Below are 22,488 nucleotides of genomic sequence, written 5' to 3' on the forward strand. Positions count from 1 at the left end.
GGCCCATAAGGATAGATTGTGTTCAGATTAGACGAAACGTGTACAGATTAGACAAAAAAGTAGAATAATCCCGCGCACAAGATCACAATTGCGGGAAGTGGTGAGAAAAAAGCACGCAACCATATCCGCTTAGGGCGAAAACCTACCCCATGAATCACACCGGTACAAACCGCCCACACGATAAACACCTCTTGCCAGACCTCAAGTGAACTGGTTGCCGCCGCAAAACGCGAAGGGTCCCAAAACACACAGAATGCCACAGCAAACGCGAGCACCAGTGAAAGGGCCCTGAACGGGCCCTTATCCAGTAAATCGTATAACTTATCAGACAACATCATCATTGCCATTATTAGCGGCTTTCGCTGCTGCATTGGCTTCACTCTGCTCCAGCGCCAGAGCAGTAATGATACCAAAGGAGCAGGCCAGAAGTGTCCCTAGAATCCAGGCAAAATACCACATGCTTTATGCTCCTTAGTACAGTGAGTGCTTATTGTTTTCGATAAAGTCTTTATCAATGCGCCCGAACATCTTGTAGTAACACCAACTGGTGTACAGCAGGATGATAGGAACAAAGATTATCGCAACAACGGTCATCACTTTCAGCGTCAACAGGCTAGAGGTGGCATCCCACATTGTCAGACTGACATTTGGTACCGTGCTTGATGGCATAACGAACGGGAACATAGTTACCCCGGCAGTCAGAATCACACAGGCAATAGTCAGTGATGAGAACAGGAAGGCCCAAGCCCCTTTTTCAAAGCGCGACAGCAAAATGGTGAACAGTGGCAGAATAACCCCAAGAGCAGGCAGCGCCCACAGGCTTGGGTACTTATTGAAGTTAATCAACCATGCACCCGCCTGATGTGCAACTTCTTTGCGCATCGGGTTAGATTCAGCCGCCGTATCCAAAGCTGAGGTTATAACGAAGCCATCAATACCTTTAACTAACCAGATACCGGCCAACAGGAAGGCCACACTCATCACCAACGCAGAGATCTGAGCCGCAGTACGGGAGCGCAGATGCAACTCACCACGGGTACGCATTTGCAGGTAAGTAGCACCTTGCGTTACCAGCATGGTCAAGCTGACAACACCCGCCAGTAACCCAAACGGATTCAGCAACTGGAAGAAGTTACCGGTGTAGAACAGGCGCATGTAGCTATCCATGTGGAACGGTACCCCTTGCAGCAAGTTACCGAATGCCACACCGAAGACTACCGCTGGCACGAAGCTACCAGCAAAAATGCCCCAGTCCCACATATTGCGCCAACGGTTATCTTCCACCTTAGAACGGTAATCAAAACCGACCGGACGGAAGAATAACGCAGCCAATACCAGAATCATCGCAATATAGAAGCCGGAGAATGCGGCTGCATACACCATTGGCCAGGCAGCAAACAGCGCCCCACCCGCAGTGATCAACCAAACCTGATTACCATCCCAGTGAGGGGCAATCGAGTTAATCATAATACGACGTTCTGTATCATTCTTACCGATGATACGCAGCAGGATACCGACACCCATATCGAAACCATCGGTTACTGCGAACCCAATCAGCAGCACACCGATCAGCAGCCACCAGATAAATCGTAATACTTCATAATCAAACATAAGTGGACTCCTGTTTACCGTGCTTCCTGCACTGGGGCAGTCGGCTGTTCAAAATGATAGCGGCCCGTTTTCAGGCTACTTGGCCCAAGGCGCGCGAATTTGAACATCAGGTACATTTCTGCCACCAGGAACAGCGTGTACAGACCACAGATCAACCCCATGGAGAATAGAATATCCCCAGCGGTGACTGACGAGTTTGCAATTGCTGTCGGCAGCACTTCACCGATAGCCCATGGCTGACGACCATATTCCGCCACAAACCAACCTGCTTCTACTGCAATCCACGGCAACGGAATACCAAACAATGCTGCGCGCAGTAACCATTTTTTCTCACCAATCCGGCCACGAACTACGTTATAGAAGGACAGACCGATAATCAGCAACATCAGGAAGCCACAGGCAACCATGATGCGGAAAGCGAAATACAGTGGCAGAACACGTGGGATTGAGTCTTTAGCCGCCAACTGAATTTGTTCTTCAGTCGCATCGGTAACGTTTTGGGTATAACGCTTCAGTAACAGACCGTAGCCCAGATCTTGTTTCGCCTTACTAAAGGCTTCACGCACCTCAGGGTCAGTGTTACCCGAACGTAATTTTTCTAGCAGACTGTAAGCATGAATACCATTACGGATACGGACTTCATGCTGAGACATCAAATCACGCAAGCCGATAACCGGTGTATCCAATGAACGGGTCGCTATTATCCCCAAGGCAAATGGAATCTGAACCGCAAATCGGTTCTCCATGGTTTCTTGATTCGGGATAGCAAACAGCGTAAAGGCTGCCGGAGGCGGTTGGGTTTCCCATTCAGCTTCAATTGCAGCCAATTTGGTTTTCTGCACATCGCCCATTTCGTAACCAGATTCATCACCCAGCACGATAACCGACAATACGGCAGCCAAGCCAAAGCTCGCCGCAATGGCAAAGGAACGCTTGGCAAACGGAATATCACGGCCTTTCAACAGATAGTAAGAACTGATACCCAGCACAAACATCGCGCCAGTCACATACCCTGCCGCTACAGTGTGAACGAATTTCACCTGTGCAACCGGGTTGAGAACCAGTTCAGAGAAGCTCAGCATTTCCATACGCATAGTTTCAAAGTTGAAATCAGATGCAATCGGGTTTTGCATCCAACCGTTGGCAACCAAGATCCACAACGCAGAGAAGTTAGAGCCTAATGCAACCAGCCAGGTTACAGCCAAATGCTGATGTTTACTCAGGCGATCCCATCCGAAGAAGAACAGACCGACGAAAGTAGACTCCAGGAAGAACGCCATCAAACCTTCAATTGCCAGAGGGGCACCGAAGATATCACCGACGTAATGTGAGAAATATGACCAGTTAGTCCCGAACTGGAACTCCATAGTCAAACCAGTAGCAACCCCCAGAGCAAAGTTAATAGCAAATAACTTGCCCCAGAATTTGGTCATATCTTTATAGATTTGTTTACCAGACAGCACATAAACCGATTCCATAATTGCCAACATAAACGCCATACCCAGCGTTAGTGGGACAAATAAGAAATGGTACATTGCCGTTAAGGCAAACTGTAACCGTGACAGTTCGACAATATCAAACATCTTGACTCCTTGCTCCTCGCAGGAAGACTCCGACTTGCGGCAACCGAGCCTCCGCTAACTAAATTGGAAGCCCTGAAATTACCCCGCAGTGAATGCCCAAAAAAACACAACAAAAATAACAATATCAACTACCCAGTATTACACCGCGGTAATAGTACGCTTCTAATCCCACACAATAAATAGGATTTTACGTGACCCAGCGTTGAGTTCTGGATACAGGTCAACAAACAGGCCATTTGCCCATCCCGCCGTAGTTTGATCTAGAACAATTTAAGCTCATATGAACATTATTGCTATATTCAAAACTTGATTTAGAACAATTAATTCTTTTTCATGTTAATTAAAAGTTTGATTGTTTTTATATAACCCCAATCTGTTAATGAAATGTAATTTTATGGTTTCTCTAATGCTTTATTACTGCGTTATTATGCGATCCAGATTAACGTTTAAATTTATTACACTCAGAGAGAGTTAAATCACAATTCCGAGTTTTATATAAATATATTAGTCTAACTTGAGGGAAGCGTTCGCAAGTGTTGCCATTTTGTTGCATGATGAAATGCTATTTCTTGATAAAATATTGAATCCTCTACAATGAAAAAAATAGCGCTCACCACATTACTCTGTGTCAGTACCACTTCCATCGCCGCGCAACAAGTTGATATCACTATTTTAGGCACCTCTGATTTACATGGTACTTTTGTGCCGTGGGACTATGCCAGTGACAGTGAAAACTTAGCCGGTAGCCTGAGCCAGATAGCCACGAAAGTGCAAAAAATACGGGCTGAACAGCCGAATGTGATTCTGGTCGATGCCGGTGATACCCTTCAGGGCAACTTTGTTGAAACCTTTAAAAATGAGCCGATCAGCCCGATGATTCTCGGCTTCAATGCCTTAAAATATGATGCCTGGGTGATGGGCAACCACGAATTTGATTTTGGCCTGAAAGCCCTTTCCACTTCACTAAAACAATTTGATGGCACGGCACTGGCGGGGAATATCTTCTGGGATTCAGGTAAACCTTACCTCCCCTCTTATAAAATCATCGAACGTCAGGGGGTGAAAATCGGCATTATTGGCATGGATACCCCAATGACTGCGGAGTTTGCACAAGGCACCGACCGTATCAATGGCATTCATTTCACCGATCCAGTACAAGAAGTGAAAAAGGTTATTCAGCAAATCCAGCCACAAGTAGATGCCATCGTGCTGGTTGCCCATATGGGAGTCGATAATGAGAATCAGCGCCCTGGCACCGGGGTTGGCGATATCGCCAAGGCCAATCCAGAGCTGGCAGCCATTGTCGCAGGTCATATGCATGTGAAGATTGATAAAGCAGTGGTTAACGGTGTCATTATCACTGAACCAGATAAGTATGGCCGCGCGCTCTCCCGCATTGATCTGAAATTTGAGCAGCGTGAGGGTAAATATCATCTGGTGGATAAAGACAGCTATACCTACCCGATCAAGGGAGTCGAGTCTGATAAAAAGCTGGAAGCGATTTACCAGCCTTATCATGATATTTTGCGCGCCAATGCTAATCGGGTGATTGCAACCTTGAGCGGCAGTAATCTGGTACCGGCCGATGAGATTAAAGGTATTCCTCAGGTTCATATTCAGGATACCGGTATCAGCGCGTTGTATCAGGAGGCGGCACATTATTATGCTCCTCAGGCGCAGGTTATTGCCTTACAGATTGATAACGACCATCCTAAACTGGATGTCGGTGATATCACCGCTAAAGACATTGCATTTAACTATCAATATGCCGGCGGTGAAATCACCGTTTATGCTCTGACCGGTAAAGCGTTAAAACAGTACATGGAGTGGTCGGCTGATTACTTTAATCAGGTTAAAGCGGGTGATGTCACCTACAGTTTTAATCCACAACGTCGCGCTTCAAAATATTCGACCAATGACTTCTTCGATGGTGTGACCTACACCATCGATTTGCGTAAACCAGCAGGTTCGCGCATCACCGACCTACGCCTCAATGACGGCACGCCTGTTACCGATAGCACTCCTATTCATCTGGGAATGAACAGTTACCGGATGGGGCATTTGACGCAAAAAGGTGGCGCATTGGAAGGACAGAAATTCCAAGTGTTATCAGACAGTAAAGCACAATACGGTGAGGAAGACGGCACAATACGTAATCTGACCATTCGCTATTTGACTGATATTAAGGCCGGGAAGTATGAGGGTAAAGTTCAGCAGCGCTGGCATTTAATCGGGTTGGAAGGTTTTGACAAACAGCAGAAGATTGTCAAACAGTTGATTAATAGTGGCAAAATTGCAGTACCAGCAACAGCAGATGGTCGCTACACCAATATTGCGTCAATTAACGTCAAAGATAAGTTGTTTAAGGATAGAGCCAGTTATGATGCTGCATTGGCTACGTTGCAGCAACAAACTACCAGTGCCAGCACTGAGCAGGCTAAGCAACAAGCGCAAACAGATATTATCTTAATCACCGCCCTGAATACGTTCTGATTAGCCACAAAAAAGGCCACCGCAAGGTGGCCTCTATCTTGAGTTAGTTATCAAACTAACATCGTATCTAATGGCTTACTGCGGTAACACGGCTTTAACGGCATTGCCGATTTCAGCCAGACTACGGACTGTTTTCACACCGGCAGCTTCCAGCGCCGCGAACTTATCATCCGCAGTTCCTTTACCACCCGCAATGATGGCGCCTGCGTGGCCCATACGCTTACCTTTTGGTGCAGTTACACCGGCGATGTAACCCACAACAGGTTTGGTCACGTGATCTTTAATATAAGCAGCGGCTTCTTCTTCAGCGTTACCACCAATTTCACCGATCATCACAATAACTTCAGTCTGCGGGTCTTCCTGGAACAACTTCAGAATATCAATGAAGTTAGAACCTGGGATCGGGTCGCCACCGATGCCAACACAAGTGGACTGACCGAAACCGATATCCGTGGTTTGTTTTACCGCTTCATAGGTCAAAGTACCGGAACGAGAAACAATACCCACTTTGCCCGGTAAATGAATGTGGCCCGGCATGATGCCAATCTTACATTCACCTGGGGTGATAACACCTGGGCAGTTCGGACCGATCATCCGTGCATCAGACTGTTCTAATCTGACTTTTACTACCAGCATATCCAGTGTTGGGATGCCTTCAGTAATACAGATGATCAGTTTGATACCGGCATCAATAGCTTCCAGAATGGAGTCTTTACAGAACGGCGCTGGCACGTAGATAACAGATGCCGTAGCACCGGTAGTTTCTACTGCTTCACGTACGGTATTGAATACTGGCAGGCCCAGATGCTGGGTGCCGCCTTTACCTGGCGTTACGCCGCCAACCATTTTTGTACCATAGGCAATAGCTTGTTCGGAGTGGAAAGTCCCTTGGCTACCGGTAAAACCCTGGCAAATAACTTTGGTGTTTTTATCAATTAAAATAGACATTATTTAGCCCCCACTGCCGCTACAACTTGCTGAGCCGCATCTGTCAGGCTGGTCGCAGCAATGATATTCAAACCGCTGTCTGCCAATTTTTTGGCACCCAGTTCAGCGTTATTTCCTTCCAGACGAACCACCACTGGCACGTTTACGCCCACTTCTTCAACCGCACCAATGATGCCGTCAGCGATCAGGTCACAGCGCACAATGCCGCCGAAAATGTTAACCAGAACCGCTTTCACTTTGTCATCAGACAGAATGATTTTGAATGCTTCAGTCACACGCTCTTTGGTTGCACCACCGCCAACATCGAGGAAGTTAGCCGGTTCACCACCGTGAAGTTTCACGATGTCCATGGTTCCCATTGCCAAACCGGCACCGTTAACCATGCAACCAATGTTGCCATCCAACGCCACGTAGTTCAGTTCCCACTGCGCCGCATCAGCTTCACGTTTATCTTCCTGCGACTTATCACGCATTTCACGCAGTTCTGGTTGACGGAACAAGGCGTTACCATCAGCACCCAGCTTGCCATCCAGACAGATCAGATCGCCCTGTTTGGTAATCACCAGCGGGTTGATCTCAACCATCGCCAAGTCACGTTCCAAGAACAATGTTGCCAGGCCCATAAAGATCTTGGTGAACTGAGTGACTTGCTTACCGGTCAGGCCCAGTTTAAAGGCTAACTCGCGGCCCTGATAAGGCTGCGGCCCCGTCAACGGATCCAATGCGATTTTGTGGATCAGTTCAGGCGTTTCTTCGGCAACTTTCTCAATTTCAACACCGCCTTCAGTGGATGCCATAAACACCACGCGACGGGAGCTACGGTCAATAACCGCGCCCAGATACAGCTCTTTATCGATATCAGTCGCAGCTTCAACCAGAATTTGGTGAACCGGCTGACCGTGGGCATCTGTCTGGTAGGTCACCAAGTTTTTACCCAACCACTGTTCAGCGAAAGCACGAATATCTTCTTTGCTGTTAACCAGTTTCACGCCGCCCGCTTTACCGCGACCACCCGCATGCACCTGACATTTAACCACCCACGGGCCAGCACCGATTTTAGATGCGGCTTCTTCTGCTTCACGCGGTGTAGTACAAGCGTAGCCAGTTGGCGCTGGCATGCCATACCGAGCAAACAGTTGTTTTGCCTGATATTCGTGTAAATTCATGATGTTCTATCCATATAAGGTCTGAGATGGGCCGAAGCCTACTAGGTAGCCTGATTGCACGGAGGCAGGTTAATCAACACCTTGCAATCAGACTGACCTTGTCATTTATCTTTTTTATACGTCGAGCAGTAAGCGAGCTGGATCTTCCAGCATCTCTTTCACCGTCACCAGATAACCCACGGACTCGCGGCCATCAATCAAACGGTGATCGTAGGACAGTGCCAAATACATCATTGGCAGAATCACTACCTGACCATTTACCGCCATTGGCCGGTCTTTGATAGCATGCATACCAAGGATCGCGCTTTGTGGTGGGTTAATGATCGGAGTCGACATCAGGGAGCCGAATACGCCGCCATTGGTAATAGTGAAATTACCGCCAGTCAGCTCTTCTACTTTCAGTTTGCCGTCACGGCCTTTTACAGCCAGTTCTTTGATTTTCTTCTCGATATCAGCCATACCCAGGGTATCTACATCACGCAACACTGGCGTCACCAGACCGCGCGGGGTAGAAACCGCAATACTGACATCAAAGTAGTTGTGATAGACCACATCTTCGCCATCAATAGAAGCATTCACTTCAGGATAACGTTTCAAAGCTTCAACTACCGCTTTGATATAGAAGGACATAAAGCCAAGACGAACACCGTGGCGCTTCTCGAAAGCTTCACCGTACTGCTTACGCAGGTCCATGATCGGCTTCATATTGATTTCGTTAAACGTGGTCAGCATTGCTGTACTGTTTTTCGCTTCCAACAAACGCTCAGCAACACGTTTACGCAAGCGGGTCATAGGTACGCGTTTTTCGCTACGGCTAGCCAGTGCCGCAGGTGCGGCGGCGGCTACTTTGGTCTCAGCCACTGCCGGTGCCGTTTTACGGTTTGCCAAATGACTATCGACATCTTCACGGGTAATACGGCCACCCACGCCGCTGCCTTTAATGGCAGTAGCATCAAGGTCATGTTCTGCAATCAGACGGCGAATTGCCGGGCTGAGAGTATCGTTACTCTCTTCTTCCAGGCTAGCGGTCTGGCGCTGCGCCGGAGTGGACTCAGTGCTTTGACTTTTTTCTTCCGTCGGCTTACCTGAACTGTCACTTGGACGAATACGGCCCAGTACCTGACGTGAGGTCACAGTCGCGCCTTCGTCTTCCAAAATGGCGTCTAAAATACCGTCCTGACTGGCCGGAACTTCCAGAATCACTTTGTCCGTTTCAATCTCAACCAGCACTTCATCGCGTTTAACGCTGTCGCCCGGTTTCTTGTGCCAAGTTGCTACAGAGCCATCAGCGACAGACTCAGGGAGGTCAGGAACATTAATATCTACGCTACTCATTCTCTATCCTTTATATGTTAACCGGCTCGCTACTCGACGGTAAGCGCGTCATTAACCAGAGCTTGTTGTTGTTTCTGGTGTACGGAAATGTATCCAACTGCCGGTGAAGCTGATGCAGGGCGACCGGCATAACGCAAGGAAGCACCAAATGGAATCACTTCGCGGAAGTTGTGCTGGCTACAATACCAGGCACCCTGGTTCAGCGGCTCTTCCTGGCACCAGACGAAATCATGCACATGAGCGAACTGTTCCAACACCGCTTGTACAGCATGATGCGGGAACGGATAAAGCTGCTCAATACGCACGATAGCAACATCGGTTTGCCCATTCTTACGGCGTTGTTCCAGCAGGTCGTAATACACTTTGCCTGAACACATAACGACACGTTTGACGCCTTTCGCATCCAGCTCGTCAACTTCACCAATCGCTGGTAAGAAGCTGCCATTTGCCAATTCATCAAGCGATGATATGGCCAACGGATGACGCAACAATGACTTAGGTGACATTACCACCAGCGGGCGACGCATACCACGTAATGCCTGACGACGGATCATGTGGTAAACCTGCGCCGGCGTAGAGGGGATACACACCTGCATATTTTGTTCGGCACAAAGTTGCAGATAACGCTCCAGTCGTGCGGATGAGTGCTCTGGACCCTGCCCTTCATAACCATGTGGCAGCAACATCACCAGGCCACACATCCGGCCCCATTTCTGCTCACCGGAGCTGATGAACTGGTCGATAACCACTTGCGCACCGTTGGCAAAGTCACCAAACTGCGCTTCCCAGATAGTCAGGGTGCGTGGTTCTGCGGTGGCATAGCCATATTCAAATGCTAACACCGCTTCTTCTGACAGCACGGAGTCCCAAACCTGGAAGTCACCCTGCCCACTGTGTACGTTCGCCAGCGGCACATAAACCGAGCCATTTTTCTGGTTATGGATCACCGCATGACGATGGAAGAAGGTACCGCGACCCGCGTCTTCACCGGACAAACGAATCGGAATCCCTTCATCTACCAGCGTTGCGTAAGCCAGTGTTTCAGCCCCACCCCAGTCAAACGGCTTCTCACCACTTGCCATCAAAGCACGATCGCCATAAATCTTGGCAACACGGGATTGCATTTCAATGGCTTCCGGCGCATGGCTGATGCGACGCGCCAGATCTTGCAGGCGTTTCATCTCAACTTTGCTTGGATATTCTTCGTCCCACTCATGGTTCAGATACGGCGACCAGGTGAAGGATTGCAGATTCATCGGACGCCACTCTTCCACCACACAGTCACCACCATCCAGCGCATCACGATACAGGTTGACCATTTCCGTGGCATCTTCCAGGCTGGCGATATTTTGCTCGGTCAGCTTGTCAGCATAAATCTTGCGCGGCGTCGGGTGTTTTTTGATCTTCTGATACATCACGGGCTGCGTTGCACTTGGCTCATCGGCTTCGTTATGCCCATGGCGGCGATAGCAAACCAGATCGATCATCACGTCACGTTTAAAGGTGTTACGGAAATCCAACGCCAGACGGGTAACAAACGCCACAGCTTCAGGATCATCAGCATTCACGTGGAAAATCGGAGCCTGTACCATTTTGGCGATATCGGTACAGTACTGGGTAGAACGCGCATCCAGTGGGTTCGAGGTAGTGAAACCAATCTGGTTGTTGATAACAATGCGCACCGTCCCGCCCACTTCATAGCCACGTGCCTGTGACATATTCAGTGTTTCTTGCACCACGCCCTGGCCGGTAATCGCCGCATCACCATGAATAGTGATTGGCAGAACCATATTGCTGCGTGCTTCATCCAGACGATCACGGCGTGCACGTACCGAACCGATAACCACCGGGCTGACAATTTCCAGATGGGATGGGTTAAAGGCCAGTGCCAGGTGAACCAGGCCACCTTCAGTTTCCACATCGGATGAGAAGCCTTGGTGATATTTAACGTCACCGGTCCCCAGATGCTCTTTATGCTTACCGGCAAATTCGTCAAACAAATCTTCCGGCTTCTTACCCAAAACGTTGATCAATACGTTGAGGCGGCCACGGTGAGCCATCCCCAGAACCACTTCACGGGTACCATTTTTCCCCGCATGGCGAATCATCTCTTTCAGCATGGTGACCAGCGAATCGCCGCCCTCCAGCGAGAAACGCTTCGCGCCCGGGAATTTAGCCCCTAAATAACGTTCCAGACCTTCAGCGGCAGTCAATTCGCTCAGGAAGCGACGTTTTTCTTCATCACTGAATGTCGGTTTCCCAACCACCGACTCAATACGCTGCTGAAGCCAGCGTTTTTCTTCGGTGTTGGTAATGTGCATGTATTCAGCGCCGATAGAGCCGCAATAGGTCTGTTTCAGTGCTGCATACAGGTCAGACAACTTCATGGTTTCTTTGCCAATAGCAAAAGAACCCACATTGAAGGTGTTTTGGAAATCGGCTTCGGTCAGGTGGTGGTAGGAAGGTTCAAGGTCTGGAACAGACTCCTGCTTCCACAAACCGAGTGGATCAAGGTTGGCATGTTGATGACCACGGAAGCGGAAGGCGTTGATTAACTGCAACACCTTAACTTGCTTGGCATCATTTTCAGGATCGCTGATGGATGAGTTATAACGAGAGGAATCCTTCGCCAAGCGACGGAAATACTCACGTGTTTGAGAGTGGAACTGATCAGGTTTTACACCCGTTGTTGGTAGCTGTTGAAAAATTGAACGCCAACTATCATCAACGGAACCAGGATCGGTTAAAAAGTCTTCATAGAGCTGCTCTATGTAGGACTGGTTCGCGCCCGCCAGATAGGAGGAATCCAGCCAGGCCTTCATTGCGCCGTTCTGCATCATGATCCCTTAAGCTTTGAAGCTTCAGTTTTCGCCGTGGTTAACATATACACCGTAGTATCAACGGTTTGCCGTAAAAACGGTTCACTCGACGTGCTCAATGCACGTTCTGTTATGGACCTTAACGGTCCCGTTCAAGGAACCTCTAAAAACTGACTGCATGCCGGCTTTTAGAGATTCCCTACCTTGAAGCAACCCGGGAAATACATTCCCCGGGTTAATAAACTCACATCATGCACTACGTTGCAACTATCATTCGCTACCCTGTAGCTATACATGCGCTACGCTGTAACTATCATGCGCTACGCTGTAACAACATAGACTTAATGTGACCAATTGCTTTGGTCGGGTTAAGGCCTTTAGGACAAACACTGACACAATTCATGATGCTATGGCAGCGGAAAACACTAAAAGCGTCGTCCAGGTCATCCAACCGTGCTGCTGTTTCGGTATCACGGCTGTCAATCAGGAAGCGATAAGCAGCCAGTAACCCTGCCGGGCCGACAAACTTATCTGGATTCCACCAGAATGACGGACAAGATGTCGAGCAACAGGCGCACAGGATGCATTCATACAAACCATCCAGTTTTTCGCGCTGTTCCGGGGATTGCAAATGCTCACGTGCCGGCGGATTTTTGCCATCATTCAACAGGTAAGGTTTAATTTTCTCGTACTGAGTATAAAACTGCCCCATATCGACCACTAAATCCCGCACCACCGGTAACCCCGGCAATGGGCGAATCACAATCTTTTTATTACCCTTTTGCAATACCGAGACTGGCGTAATACAAGCCAGACCGTTTTTGCCATTCATATTCAAACCGTCTGAACCACACACACCTTCACGGCATGAACGGCGAAACGACAGGGTAGGATCTTTTTCTTTCAACTGGATGAGCGCATCCAGCAACATCATATCCCGGCCTTCTTCCGCTTCCAGCTCATAATCCTGCATGTGCGGCGCGTTATCGATGTCCGGGTTATAACGATAAATTGAGAACTCAAGTTTCATGACCTTTTCCTCCGCAACGGGTTAGGTTTAACCCTATCAACACAACACATGCATTAATAAGAACGCACTTTCGGCGGGAATGCCGCGCGTAGCTTAGGCTGCATGTTTACCTCACGGCGGGTCATGCTCTCAGTGTCTGGCAAATAGAGCGAATGGCACAGCCAGTTAGCATCATCACGGTCCGGGAAGTCGAAGCGGCTATGAGCACCACGACTTTCGGTACGGAAGTTTGCTGATACAGCGGTGGAAAACGCAGTTTCCATCAGGTTATCCAATTCCAGACATTCAATACGCTGGGTATTGAACTCGCTGGAAGTGTCATCCAGACGGGCATTTTGCAGACGTTCGCGGATAGTTCTTAACTCTTCCAATCCTTTCGCCATCGCATCACCTTCGCGGAATACAGAGAAGTTATGCTGCATGCAAGATTGCAGTGCTTTGCGGATCTCAACGGGATCTTCACCTGAACGGGTGTTGTTCCAACGGTTCATTCGTTCCAGTGAGGCTTCAATATCTGATTCGCTGGCATCGCGGCTAGCACCCTGCTCCAGTAATGACTCTTGCAGATGCATACCGGCAGCACGACCAAACACCACCAGGTCCAGCAATGAGTTGCCCCCCAGGCGGTTGGCACCGTGGACGGAAACACAGGCGATTTCACCGACCGCAAACAAACCAGGGATGACAACATCTTCACCCTTTTCATTTACTGTAATTGCCTGGCCGGTCACTTTGGTCGGAATACCGCCCATCATGTAATGACAGGTTGGAATAACCGGAATAGGCTCTTTGATTGGGTCAACATGAGCAAAGGTGCGAGATAACTCAAGGATGCCCGGCAGGCGGGATTCCAGCACATCTTTACCCAAGTGATCTAATTTCAGTTTGGCATGTGGGCCCCAAGGACCATCACAGCCACGACCTTCACGGATTTCAATCATAATGGAACGTGCAACCACGTCACGACCCGCCAAATCTTTGGCGTTCGGGGCATAACGTTCCATAAAGCGTTCACCGTGCTTATTCAGCAGATAGCCACCTTCACCACGGCAACCCTCGGTAACCAGCACCCCTGCCCCAGCGATACCCGTCGGGTGGAACTGCCACATTTCCATATCCTGCACCGGTACACCGGCACGCAGTGCCATCCCCACGCCGTCACCGGTATTAATGTGCGCATTGGTGGTTGATTGATAGATACGACCCGCACCACCGGTGGCCAGCACGGTGGCCCGCGCTTTGAAATAGACCACTTCACCGGTTTCAATACAGATAGCAGTACAGCCAACGAAGGCGCCATCCTGATTTTTCACCAGATCCAGTGCATACCACTCAGAGAAGATAGTGGTGTGGTTTTTCAGGTTTTGCTGATAAAGGGTGTGTAATAGCGCATGGCCGGTACGGTCTGCGGCTGCCGCAGTTCGCGCCGCCTGCTCACCACCAAAGTTGCGCGATTGCCCACCAAATGGCCGCTGATAAATGCTGCCATCTTCTAAACGGGAGAAAGGTAACCCCATATGTTCCAGTTCGAGTACCGCTTCTGGACCGGTTTTACACATATATTCAATGGCATCCTGGTCACCGATATAATCGGAACCTTTTACCGTGTCATACATATGCCATTCCCAGTTATCTTCATGGGTATTACCCAGCGCCACGGTAATACCGCCCTGCGCAGATACCGTATGGGAACGGGTAGGGAAAACTTTAGATATCAGGGCACAAGACAGCCCCATTTGTGAAATTTGCAGTGCGGCGCGCATACCTGCACCACCTGCACCGACGACGACAGCGTCAAACTCTCTGACCGGCAGTTTCATTTAAGCACCCCACACCACAATTGTTCCATACAATAGATAGACCAGCAGCGTAACCACAACGGCCAGTTGTAACACCAGTCGTACCGCTAGCGGCTTTATATAGTCCGTTAATACCTGCCACAGACCAATCCAAGCGTGAGCCAGAATCGACAGCAAGGTCAGCAGGGTAAATACTTTTGTGATGTGCGAGGCAAAAAAGCCGCGCCAGATTTCATAGGTGATGTCCGGGACAATAACGACGAAGCCCAGGATATAAAGAATATAAAGAGTGATGACGATTGCAGAAGCACGCAGTAACAGCCAGTCGTGTACTCCATTACGCCCTAACGCAGAAGCATTGCTTACCATACGAGGACTCCAGCTAAAACTGACAGCACCAAGGTTAACACCATTGTTACTTGTGCGGAGCGGGTCCCCGCAGCCAAGCTCTCTTCGATGTAGCCAAAATCCATAAGCAAGTGACGGATGCCACCGCAAACGTGATAGGCCAGCGCAGTAAGTATTCCCCAGAAGATGAATTTAACAATAAAACTATTCATGACAGCCGCTGCTTGCATGAATCCCTCTTGCGAGGAAACAGACAAACCTAACAGCCAAAGGAGGATACCAACGGCAACGAAAGTAATTACGCCAGAGACTCGGTGTAAAATGGACGCTATCGCAGTAACGGGAAATCGAATCGTTTGCAGATCCAAGTTGACAGGTCTTTGTTTTTTCACGGTTTTGCCCACACAGCTCTTATTATTTTCCTTCCTCCGGGCCTTGTTGGGATCAGACAGCGTTAAGAGCCGAAACCCTTCACATCGCACATTTAAACATAACATCCTGCATGCCTAAATGACGTGTTCTATATAACGCTGGGTGCTCCTACTTCAGGGTAATCCGGAGACCTGGCGGCAGTATAGGGGGTTCACATTCTTATTACAATTCCCACACAAACCGATTGGTAACATTTCCCCTGAACAGTGATTAGGATCACGATTTACACAATTTATATAAAATTAATTATCTGATTTGACAAAGAATAAACATTTCCATTACAACTAGGGTAGAAATAAGCCCTATGATGCACTAAAGGTCTGCGGATACACTTCCCCATAAGCCTAAGTTATGCAACAGTGTATTAAGTGAATATCCCCATAGATATCGTAGGCAATGAACTATAAACGATAAGCATCCGACAAATCGTTAACAACTTTGTAACGTCGCTATCGATCCAGCCTCTCGGATCGCTGGCCGCATTGGTAAGACACTCTGTACCCTAAATCATGTTTTAATCGTGAATAAAACGTTTAATCGTGAATCAAACAGAGCAGTGCCGATAAGATAATGCCCTACAGGCATCTAAGACATTCCAGTTGTTAGCGGTTTTTAAAATAAGCGCGAAGGAGACTGTAAATGGCTGATAAAAAAGCGACGCTGAATCTGGCAGGCGAAGCTGCGATTGAACTGAAGGTTCTATCCCCAACCCTCGGCACTGACGTGATCGACGTCAGCACTTTAGGTTCTAAAGGGTATTTTACCTATGACCCTGGGTTTACCTCTACCGCGTCCTGCGAATCAAAAATCACGTTTATCGATGGTGATAAAGGGATCCTACTGCATCGTGGATACCCTATTGATCAATTGGCAAAAAACTCTACTTATCTGGAAGTTTGCTACATTTTGCTGTACGGCGAAACCCCCACAGCAGAAGAGTATGAAACCTTCAAAGCGACAGTAACCCGCCACACCATGATCCACGAGCAAATCACCAGCTTGTTCCGTGGGTTCCGTCGCGACTCACATCCGATGGCTGTATTATGCGGAGTGACCGGTGCACTGGCCGCGTTCTACCATGACGCACTGGATGTAAACAACGAGCGCCATCGTGAAATTACCGCCTTCCGTCTGCTGTCTAAAATGCCAACAGTGGCTGCCATGTGTTATAAATATTCCATCGGCCAGCCGTTTGTTTATCCACGTAACGACCTGTCCTATGCCGGTAACTTCCTGCGTATGATGTTCTCCACACCGTGCGAAGAGTATGAAGTCAACCCGGTGCTGGAACGCGCGATGGATCGTATTTTTATCCTACATGCCGACCACGAACAGAACGCCTCTACCTCTACTGTGCGCACCGCAGGTTCTTCGGGCGCTAACCCGTTTGCCTGTATCGCCGCGGGGATAGCATCCCTGTGGGGGCCAGCTCACGGCGGCGCGAACGAAGCCTGCCTGAAAATGCTGGAAGAGATTAAATCTGTCGAGCATATTCCAGAATTTATCAAACGCGCGAAGGATAAAAACGACTCATTCCGCCTGATGGGCTTCGGTCACCGCGTGTATAAGAATTACGATCCGCGCGCTACGGTGATGAAAGAAACCTGTGATGAGGTATTGAAAGAACTCAAACTGGAAAATGACAGCCTATTTGCTGTCGCGAAAGAGCTGGAACGTATCGCACTGGAAGACCCCTACTTCGTTGAGAAAAAGCTATATCCAAACGTGGACTTCTATTCAGGTATCATCCTGAAAGCCATGGGGATCCCGTCTTCAATGTTTACCGTGATGTTCGCGATAGCCCGTACCATTGGCTGGATTGCTCACTGGAATGAAATGCACGATGAGGGCCTTAAAATTGCCCGTCCGCGTCAGCTTTATACCGGTTATGCCGAACGTGACTTCAATAGTCAACTGAAGAAATAAGCAGAGTAATTAGACTGTTTATCATGAGAGCGCCACCGGTGAAGGTGGCGTTTTTTTATAGAGAAATCAGTGGATCGCGCCGCCTGATATATGCAGATCGTGTTCAATTTGCATGGCAATAGAGATAGCCAGTTCTAAGGCTACCAGCACTGAATGTGTTGACATACTGGGTGATCCGGGGTGAGCTACCGCCTGTTCCGGCAGATAAGGGATATGAATGAAACCACCCTTCACCTCACTATTGAGCTGGTTTAACCGATGCAATAACCCGTACATCACATGGTTACAGACATAGGTTCCGGCCGTCTGGGAGACCGAGGCCGGAATGCCCGCCTCACGGATACCCTGCACCATCGCCTTGATGGGCAAACGGGTAAAGTATGCCGCCGGGCCATCCTCAACTATCGGCTGATCTACCGGTTGATTCCCCAAATTGTCAGGAATACGGGCATCATCAACGTTAATAGCTACCCGTTCGATAGTAATATCGGCGCGTCCCCCGGCCTGACCGACAGCCAACACCAATACTGGCTGAATTTCATCTATCGCGGCATTCAACGCAATTAATGCTTCACCAAAGGCGCAAGGCAACTGGCGAGCCACCACTCTGACCCCACCCAGCATTAAATCATTCAATTGTTTGACCACTTCCCAAGAAGGATTTACTCGCTCCCCACCAAATGGCTCAAACCCGGTAATTAATACACTTCTCATCACCACTCCTAGAGGAACATCAGGAAATACAGCAAGAATACGTTAACAATCAATAGAGTCACCCCGGTTGGAATCTGCGCTTTAATCACCGCATTCTTATCCGGCAACTCCAGTAACGCAGCAGGAACGATATTAAAGTTGGCTGCCATCGGCGTCATTAAGGTACCGCAGTACCCTGAGAACATACCAATAGCTGCCATCACTGCGGGATTACCGCCGTGTTGCAATACTAAAATTGGAATACCGATACCGGCAGTGACGATGGGGAAAGCAGCAAAGGCATTACCCATGATCATGGTTAACAGTGCCATGCCAATAGCATAGACCGCCACGGCGACAAAGCGATGATCGACTGCCAGATATTCCTGTGTCAGATGGGCAATAGCAGTTCCGACCCCGGCGGTGGTAAACAGCAGGCCAAGGGTGGCCAATATCTGTGGCAAGATAAATGCCCAGCCGATGGAATCGAGCAAACGCCGAGCTTCCTGCACCGGTTGTGCCGCGGTTTCGTGGGTCATGACGACCGCAATAATCAAACCGAGAACACAACCAACAGTCATCGAGAATAAGGTGACTAAGGTGGCGTGGTTGCCGGTGCCAAACAGCCATTGATCCAGCGCGGGGATATTGTTAAACAGCAGCACGCCAATAACCGTCACCACTGGGATAGCCAATGCCGGGATGAACAGCCGGTTCCCCAAACGCTTGGCACTCACTTCGCGCTGTTCTGGAGTGCGTTGATGATAGCTACCCAGTTTTACCCCACCAAAACCGGCAATCAGCGCCATAATCACCACCACCACACCGACAGTAATATTCAGAATGCGCTTCTCATCCGGTCCCTCGCCCGCCAAAGTATTGGCCAGACGATAGGTCCAATCACCCACCAGGAAAATCAGCCCGTATAATCCCCAAAATAAACCGGTGGTGATACGGCGCGGGTTGGCCTTATCACGAAATGACATTAACGCGACAATCAACAGCACTACGCCAGCCAGCCAATAAAGATATTGTTGTTGGAAAATCATTTTGCGTCTCCCTTGGTAGCCAAAGCAGACTGACTCAGCGCGGTTAACTCAGCGGCGAGGTGTTTATCCAAACGTTGCAAACGGTAGGCGTGGATCAGGAAAGCACAAATCGCCGTCGGGATACCCCACAACGCAATGTGTAACGGCTCGGTCTGAATGCCACCGGATTCCAGCATAAAGTTGTGCATAAAAATAATCGCACCGAAAGCGACAAAAATATCTTCACCGAAGAACAACCCAACGTTATCGGTCGCGGCAGACATTGCACGCAGGCGATAACGCACTTTCTCCGGTAACTCACCATAACGGGTTTCAGCCGCCCCTTCTGCCATCGGTGCCAGTAATGGCCGTACCATTTGCGGATGACCACCCAGACTGGTTAAACCCAGCGCGGCTGTCGCTTCACGCACAAACAGATACACAATCAATAAACGGCCAGAGGTGGCACTTTTAATTTGTGAAATCCACACCTGCGCTCGCTCTTTCAAGCCGTGGCGCTCCAGCAAGCCGATAACAGCCAGTGGCAGTAACAGAATCAGAGGCAGGTTGCGGGTATTGAGAAAACCTTCACCCAGTTTTTCCAAAATAGTGGCCATTGGCATTAGCGCCGCCAGACCAGTGATGATACCGGCGGTAATCACCACCAGTACTGCGTTGATACGCAGTAAAAATCCGATTACGATCGCCGCAATACCAATTAGCGGCCAAAGGTTTACCGTTTGTTCCAAGGTGACTCTCCTGTCCTAAAGTGTTGTTATAAAGTGTGATATGTAGCTAATTGATGAAGCAATTCCACCCGGGCCAGGCGGTTATAATTTTTACTGCCCAACGTCCATCTTACTGCGCGGTTACCGTGATATTTTGCTGCTGAAAACTGTGGCGTAAACGGCGGGCAAAATCCAAGGCATGGGCTCCATCACCGTGGACGCATACTGTATCCGCCTGTACCGCTACCCAACTGCTATCACGAGCCTGAACCTGCTGACGCTGCACCATTGCCAACGTTTGTGACAACGCCAACTCGTCACTTTCAATTAAGGCATCTGGCTGGCTGCGCGGCACGAGAGTGCCATCAGGCTGATAGCGACGATCAGCGAATACCTCTTGTCGGGTCACCAAACCTGCGCGTTCACCGGCACGGATCAATTCGCTTCCCGCCAATCCAACCAGCCGTAACGACGTGTCCACGGCTTTCACCGCTTTCGCTATGGCATCCGCCAGCAGAGGATCAACCGCCGCCTGGTTATACAACATGCCATGAGGCTTCACATGTTGCATCACGCCGCCCTCCGCCTTCACGATAGCTGCCAAGGCACCTAATTGATAAACCACTTGGGCATACACCGTCTCAGGGGGTAACTGCATCGCGGTTCGACCAAAATTCTCGCGATCAGGGAAACTCGGATGCGCACCGATAGCAACGCCATATTCCATAGCCCAGCGCACCGACTGGCGCATGGTCTGCGCATCACCGGCATGAAAGCCACAGGCAATATTGGCTGAACTGACCAATTGCAGCAGTGCTTGATCATTAGCGCAGCCTTCACCTAAATCGGCGTTTAAATCAATCTTCATTTGGCCTCCGTCGCATCGAATCCTTGCTGTAAACCCCATTCGATCTGTTTTAAGAAATGCTGTTGCTCCGCTTTGGCCCGCAGCGCCTCCTCAACTGTGCATGGCACAAAATGCACTGGTTCGCCGAGCCTAAGCTGAGCTAAATGATAAAGATCTGCTTCGATAACGCAGGCAATGCGCGGATAACCGCCGGTTGTCTGCGCATCAGCCATCAGCACAATCGGCTGGCCGTTGTGCGGCACTTGCACCACGCCAGGTAATAATCCGTGGGATAGCATCTCGCGGTCCGTGGTGCGCGCTAATTCGCGCCCGGTCAGGCGATATCCCATACGGTTGCTCTGTGGGCTGAGTTGCCAGGCTTCACGCCAAAAAGCACCCTGTGCGATATCGTCGAACTCATGATATTCCGGGCCAGGAACAGCCCGGACACGGTTACCAAATAACAGTTGTTTGATACCGACTGATTCACGTGGTAAACGTGTGGTTTGGCCTAATGGCAGGGTGTCGCCATCTTTGATCAGTCGCCCCTGATAACCGCCAAAACCGGCTTTCAGGTCGGTGCTGCGTGAACCCAACATCTCCGGTACTGCAATCCCTCCAGAGATGGCTAAATAGCTGCGCATTCCCCGATGTGGCACACTGAGTTTTAGCTGCTGCCCCGGCTTGACCGGATAACGCCAGCCGGTCCACAGCAATTGGTTATCAAGCCGGGCATCGCAACCAGCTCCTGTCACCGCTATCCAGCCTGGTTGCGTAAATTGTGCCGTAAACTGACCAAGGGTAATTTCCAGCCCGGCAGCATCAGGCTCATTACCTACCAGCATATTTGCCATGCTGAGCGCTGGTAAATCGAGTGCCCCACCCTGGCTGATTCCCAAACGGCGAAAACCGCCACGGCCACTGTCTTGTACTGTGGTATAAATACCTGAACGAATAATATTCAGCATACGCCCTCCTTTAAGGGCAGGAAGCGCACATTATCGCCGGGCCGTAACAAGGTTGGCGGCATCTCCAGCGGGTTAAACAGTGCCAATGATGTGCGGCCAATAAGTTGCCAGCCGCCGGGCGTTGCCAGTGGATAGATACCGGTTTGGCTACCGCCAATACCGACAGAACCGGGCGCGACCACTAAACGTGGTTCAGCACGCCGTGGCGTGGCGAGTTTTTCCGGCATCCCCCCCAGATATGAGAAGCCCGGCTGGAACCCCAAAAAATAGACGATATAGCTCGCGCCAGCGTGGCACTCCACCACCTGACGCTCTGTCATGCCAGTGTGACGAGCCACTTCAGCCAGGTCTGGGCCTGCCTCACCGCCATAAATCACTGGAATGGTGATATCACGTGATTCAGGCACTAATGATTCGCTCTCCTCCCACCAGCGTTGGAGGCGTTCAATGGCGTCCAGCGCCGTATTTTGTGGATCTGACAATAATAGAGTCAGATTATTCATACCCGGAATCGCTTCAAGGACATCAGGATGATGAATCAGACGATCAGCTAAGCCCCAGATCCGTTGCTGGCTTGCTAATGTTACCGGCGGTTCCAATTCCAGAACCACCGCACTCTCTCCCAATAAATAGCATCGTGCTCTTTGCACTCCCGTCCCCCTAAGACATGTATAGTTTTTATTTTCATTAGATAAATAGCTTTTATAAGGACATATTTATGCGTTAGCACCTAA

20 protein-coding genes are annotated in these 22,488 nt (G+C 49.6%); 2 read left to right on the forward strand and 18 right to left on the reverse strand.

Features of this window, described 5'->3' with window-relative positions:
- Positions 1–47 precede the first annotated feature (47 nt).
- The 4 genes from ybgE to cydA are packed head-to-tail and all read right to left on the reverse strand — an operon-like array spanning position 48 to position 3,194.
- Positions 48–335, reverse strand: coding sequence for a cyd operon protein YbgE (gene ybgE, locus V2A84_RS12320; RefSeq protein WP_193784831.1), 288 nt, complete (start codon positions 333–335; stop codon positions 48–50).
- Positions 325–459, reverse strand: a complete 135-nt coding sequence (gene cydX / locus V2A84_RS12325; RefSeq protein WP_025383069.1) for a cytochrome bd-I oxidase subunit CydX — start codon at positions 457–459, stop codon at positions 325–327. Before cydX ends, ybgE begins: the two co-directional genes overlap by 11 nt.
- Positions 460–471: 12 nt before the next feature.
- Positions 472–1,611, reverse strand: a complete 1,140-nt coding sequence (gene cydB / locus V2A84_RS12330) for a cytochrome d ubiquinol oxidase subunit II (RefSeq protein WP_083159589.1) — start codon at positions 1,609–1,611, stop codon at positions 472–474.
- A gap of 14 nt (positions 1,612–1,625) precedes the next feature.
- On the reverse strand, positions 1,626–3,194 hold the full coding sequence (gene cydA / locus V2A84_RS12335; RefSeq protein ID WP_083159591.1) for a cytochrome ubiquinol oxidase subunit I: 1,569 nt from the start codon (positions 3,192–3,194) through the stop codon (positions 1,626–1,628).
- A 594-nt stretch (positions 3,195–3,788) separates the two neighbouring features.
- Here cydA and V2A84_RS12340 point away from each other — a divergent pair.
- Complete coding sequence (locus tag V2A84_RS12340; RefSeq protein ID WP_083159593.1) at positions 3,789–5,687, forward strand: bifunctional metallophosphatase/5'-nucleotidase; 1,899 nt, start codon at positions 3,789–3,791, stop codon at positions 5,685–5,687.
- 75 nt (positions 5,688–5,762) lie between these two features.
- Here the strand turns inward: V2A84_RS12340 and sucD are convergent, their stop codons facing one another.
- From sucD to sdhC, 8 genes are all read right to left on the reverse strand, one after another.
- Complete coding sequence (sucD, locus tag V2A84_RS12345; RefSeq protein WP_083159595.1) at positions 5,763–6,635, reverse strand: succinate--CoA ligase subunit alpha; 873 nt, start codon at positions 6,633–6,635, stop codon at positions 5,763–5,765.
- The gene (gene sucC / locus V2A84_RS12350) at positions 6,635–7,801 is read right to left on the reverse strand and encodes an ADP-forming succinate--CoA ligase subunit beta (protein ID WP_005188956.1); all 1,167 of its coding nucleotides are present in this window, start codon (positions 7,799–7,801) and stop codon (positions 6,635–6,637) included. Before sucC ends, sucD begins: the two co-directional genes overlap by 1 nt.
- Before the next feature lie 114 nt (positions 7,802–7,915).
- Complete coding sequence (odhB, locus tag V2A84_RS12355; RefSeq protein WP_083159597.1) at positions 7,916–9,136, reverse strand: 2-oxoglutarate dehydrogenase complex dihydrolipoyllysine-residue succinyltransferase; 1,221 nt, start codon at positions 9,134–9,136, stop codon at positions 7,916–7,918.
- 29 nt (positions 9,137–9,165) lie between these two features.
- Positions 9,166–11,973: a 2-oxoglutarate dehydrogenase E1 component gene (gene sucA / locus V2A84_RS12360; RefSeq protein WP_083159599.1), complete on the reverse strand. Its 2,808-nt coding sequence runs from the start codon at positions 11,971–11,973 to the stop codon at positions 9,166–9,168.
- Positions 11,974–12,268: 295 nt separating this feature from the next.
- On the reverse strand, positions 12,269–12,985 hold the full coding sequence (locus V2A84_RS12365) for a succinate dehydrogenase iron-sulfur subunit (protein ID WP_442821110.1): 717 nt from the start codon (positions 12,983–12,985) through the stop codon (positions 12,269–12,271).
- A gap of 53 nt (positions 12,986–13,038) precedes the next feature.
- Entirely contained in the window at positions 13,039–14,805 is a 1,767-nt protein-coding gene (gene sdhA, locus V2A84_RS12370; protein ID WP_083159603.1) for a succinate dehydrogenase flavoprotein subunit, read from the reverse strand.
- The gene (sdhD, locus tag V2A84_RS12375) at positions 14,806–15,153 is read right to left on the reverse strand and encodes a succinate dehydrogenase membrane anchor subunit (protein WP_050098880.1); all 348 of its coding nucleotides are present in this window, start codon (positions 15,151–15,153) and stop codon (positions 14,806–14,808) included. It lies immediately after the preceding gene.
- Positions 15,147–15,536, reverse strand: a complete 390-nt coding sequence (sdhC, locus tag V2A84_RS12380; protein ID WP_083163805.1) for a succinate dehydrogenase cytochrome b556 subunit — start codon at positions 15,534–15,536, stop codon at positions 15,147–15,149. The genes sdhD and sdhC overlap by 7 nt, the downstream gene beginning before the upstream one ends.
- A gap of 667 nt (positions 15,537–16,203) precedes the next feature.
- Here sdhC and V2A84_RS12385 point away from each other — a divergent pair.
- Positions 16,204–17,490 (forward strand): citrate synthase, encoded by a 1,287-nt coding sequence (locus V2A84_RS12385; protein WP_083159605.1) that lies wholly within the window; start codon positions 16,204–16,206, stop codon positions 17,488–17,490.
- Positions 17,491–17,556: 66 nt separating this feature from the next.
- Here the strand turns inward: V2A84_RS12385 and pcp are convergent, their stop codons facing one another.
- The 6 genes from pcp to pxpB form a co-directional block, all read right to left on the reverse strand.
- A complete protein-coding gene (pcp, locus tag V2A84_RS12390) occupies positions 17,557–18,204 on the reverse strand; it encodes a pyroglutamyl-peptidase I (RefSeq protein ID WP_083159607.1) in 648 nt (215 codons plus the stop codon).
- 8 nt (positions 18,205–18,212) lie between these two features.
- Entirely contained in the window at positions 18,213–19,232 is a 1,020-nt protein-coding gene (locus V2A84_RS12395) for a DUF979 domain-containing protein (protein ID WP_372558357.1), read from the reverse strand.
- Positions 19,229–19,960, reverse strand: coding sequence for a DUF969 domain-containing protein (locus V2A84_RS12400; RefSeq protein WP_083159609.1), 732 nt, complete (start codon positions 19,958–19,960; stop codon positions 19,229–19,231). Before V2A84_RS12400 ends, V2A84_RS12395 begins: the two co-directional genes overlap by 4 nt.
- 109 nt (positions 19,961–20,069) lie before the next feature.
- A complete protein-coding gene (gene pxpA / locus V2A84_RS12405; RefSeq protein WP_083159610.1) occupies positions 20,070–20,807 on the reverse strand; it encodes a 5-oxoprolinase subunit PxpA in 738 nt (245 codons plus the stop codon).
- On the reverse strand, positions 20,804–21,754 hold the full coding sequence (gene pxpC, locus V2A84_RS12410) for a 5-oxoprolinase subunit PxpC (protein ID WP_083159611.1): 951 nt from the start codon (positions 21,752–21,754) through the stop codon (positions 20,804–20,806). The genes pxpA and pxpC overlap by 4 nt, the downstream gene beginning before the upstream one ends.
- Positions 21,748–22,404 carry a 5-oxoprolinase subunit PxpB gene (gene pxpB / locus V2A84_RS12415; RefSeq protein WP_050086195.1) on the reverse strand — a complete coding sequence of 219 codons (657 nt, stop codon included), beginning with the start codon at positions 22,402–22,404 and terminating at the stop codon, positions 21,748–21,750. Before pxpB ends, pxpC begins: the two co-directional genes overlap by 7 nt.
- Positions 22,405–22,488 lie beyond the last annotated feature (84 nt).

This window comes from Yersinia sp. 2553 StPb PI (assembly GCF_052217105.1).
GTDB classification, from domain to species: domain Bacteria; phylum Pseudomonadota; class Gammaproteobacteria; order Enterobacterales; family Enterobacteriaceae; genus Yersinia; species Yersinia enterocolitica_E.